Origin of the sequence: Anaerococcus obesiensis ph10, from assembly GCF_000311745.1 — a bacterium.
GTDB lineage: Bacteria > Bacillota > Clostridia > Tissierellales > Peptoniphilaceae > Anaerococcus > Anaerococcus vaginalis.
This window is the reverse complement of the sequence record NZ_HE978534.1, coordinates 1-2,906: the sequence shown is the minus strand read 5'-3', so window position 1 is coordinate 2,906 and position 2,906 is coordinate 1. Positions and strand designations below refer to the sequence as shown.

The 2,906-nt window shown below is 45.5% G+C and carries 1 rRNA gene; it reads right to left on the bottom strand.

The features are described 5' to 3' along the window. Positions 1-18 precede the first annotated feature (18 nt). Positions 19-2,906 (bottom strand): 23S ribosomal RNA (locus HGAG_RS10230); the annotation flags it as partial.

The window sequence follows — 2,906 nt, the reverse complement described above, 5'->3', positions numbered from 1 at the left end:
CAATAGCTATAAATATTTCCAGTCAAGATTTAAAGTTTAGTATCCATTAGCTTAATACATTACTGCACTTACACCTTGGACCTATCTAAGGTATTTTCTTTACCTACTCTGAGAAATCTTATCTTGAGGCATGCTTCGTACTTAGATGCTTTCAGTACTTATCATTCCCGCACTTAGCTACCGAGCCATGCTAGTGGCCTAACAACTCGTACACCATTGGTGCGTCCATCCCGGTCCTCTCGTACTAAGGACAGCTCCTCTCAAATTTCTTACGCCCACGCTGGATAGGGACCGAACTGTCTCACGACGTTCTGAACCCAGCTCGCGTGCCTCTTTAATGGGCGAACAGCCCAACCCTTGGGACCTACTCCAGCCCCAGGATGAGACGAGCCGACATCGAGGTGCCAAACCTCCCCGTCGATGTGGACTCTTGGGGGAGATAAGCCTGTTATCCCCGGGGTAGCTTTTATCCGTTGAGCGATGGCCCTTCCATGCGGTACCACCGGATCACTAAGTCCGTCTTTCGACTCTGCTTGAGTTGTAGCTCTCGCAGTTAAGCTCGCTTCTGCCTTTATACTCTACGAATGGTTTCCGTCCATTCTGAGCGAACCTTTGAACGCCTCCGTTACTTTTTAGGAGGCGACCGCCCCAGTCAAACTGCCCAACTGACAATGTCCCATGCCCTGATTCAAGGGCTATGGTTAGAACTTTGATATTAAAAGGTTGGTATCCCACCAGTGACTCCTCCTAGATTGGCATCCAGATATCTCAGTCTCCCAACTATCCTGTACATTTAATCTCAAAATCCAATATCAGCCTACAGTAAAGCTCCACGGGGTCTTTCCGTCCTAGCGTGGGTAAGTCGCATCTTCACGACTACTACAATTTCACCGGATCCTTTGTTGAGACAGTGCCCAAATCGTTACACCTTTCGTGCGGGTCGGAACTTACCCGACAAGGAATTTCGCTACCTTAGGACCGTTATAGTTACGGCCGCCGTTTACTGGGGCTTAAGTTCTAGCCTTCGATTGCTCTAAGCCTTCCCCTTAACCTTCCAGCACCGGGCAGGTGTCAGCTCCTATACTTCATCTTGCGATTTTGCAGAAACTTGTGTTTTTGGTAAACAGTCGCTTGGGCCTGGTTTCTGTGGCCTGATTGCTCAGGCTCCCCTTCTCCCGAAGTTACGGGGACATTTTGCCGAGTTCCTTAACAAAGGTTCTTCCGCGCGTCTTGGTATTCTCTACCTCCCTACCTGTGTCGGTTTTGGTACGGGCGCTTTGGTCTGGATAGTGACTTTTCTTGGCAACCTGGAATCGGCAACTTCTCTACTTATGTTTTCGATACCTATCGGCTTTTAGAATTTTGAAAAGCGGATTTGCCTACTTTTCTTCCTACGGCTTTAGACCATCTTTTCCATCTGATGGCTTTGCTTATCCTTTTGCGTCATCACTTCTCTCTTAACGACTTCAAGCGGTACAGGAATATAAACCTGTTATCCATCGCCTACGCCTTTCGGCCTTGGCTTAGGTCCCGACTTTCCCTGAGGGGACGAGCCTTGCTCAGGAGTCCTTAGGGTTTCGACGGGGATGATTCTCACATCCCTTCTCGCTACTCATGCCAGCATTCTCTCTTGTATTAGATCCACTTTTGCTTTCGCCTTGGCTTCGTCTCTAATACAATGCTCCTCTACCACTAATAGAGGTATTAAGTTTAGCTATGAGTCCTAGTTTTTAACTCTTAACCAGTGATTGTTAGTTCATAATTTCTTATGTTACTCACTTTTGACTTTAGACTTGTGTTTTTTTGAATATTTTTCTTTAATATCCTATCTTTATGTCTGCGTCTGAAATTTGTTTTTCTTTTTAATCTCTTCTGTTTTTGTTAAATATTTCCTAGTCTCATTTGTAAACTTAATCCCTCTATTAATCCGAAGCTTCGGTATTGAATTTGAGCCCCGTTCATTTTCGGCGCAAACCCACTTGACCAGTGAGCTATTACGCATTCTTTAAATGCATGGCTGCTTCTAAGCCAACGTCCTGGTTGTCTTAGTAGATTCACATCCTTTTCCACTTAATTCAAATTTTGGGACCTTAGCTGTCGGTCTGGGCTGTTTCCCTTTCGACTTAGAAGCTTATCCCCCTAAGTCTGACTCCCTGACTTGATTTTTTGGCATTCGGAGTTTGATAGGTTTTGGTACGGTAATCCGCCCTAGACCATTCAGTGCTCTACCTCCTAAAATCTTAGGTCAGAGGCTAGCCCTAAAGCTATTTCGAGGAGAACCAGCTATCTCCGGGTTCGTTTGGTTTTTCGCCCCTATCCACAGTTCATCCGATGCGTTTTAAACCGCACCCGGTTCGAGCCTCCATTGAATTTTACTTCAACTTCACTCTGACCATGGATAGATCACCCGGTTTCGGGTCTATTCTATCTTACTTTTGCCCTATTAAGACTCGCTTTCGCTGCGGCTTCTGATCTTAAATCATTAACCTTGCAATTTAGAATAACTCGCTGGCCCATTCTACAAAAGGTACGACATCACGTTCGCTCACGCTCTGTCTGCTTGTAGGCACTAGGTTTCAGGTTCTATTTCACTCCCCTTTCGGGGTTCTTTTCACCTTTCCCTCACGGTACTTGTTCACTATCGGTCACATGTTAGTATTTAGCCTTAGGGGATGGGCCCCCTATCTTCACACCGGGTTACTCGTGCCCGGTGATACTTTCCCTCTCGTTTATTAATGCTTTCGTCTACAAGACTTTCACTTTCTTTGGTTTATCTTTTCAGATAATTCGACTAACTTTAACAAATCGCTAATGAGTTAGGCTCTTTTCCTTTCGCTCGCCGCTACTTAGAAAATCGATGTTTCTTTCTTTTCCTCCTGCTACTTAGATGTTTCAGTTCGCAGGGT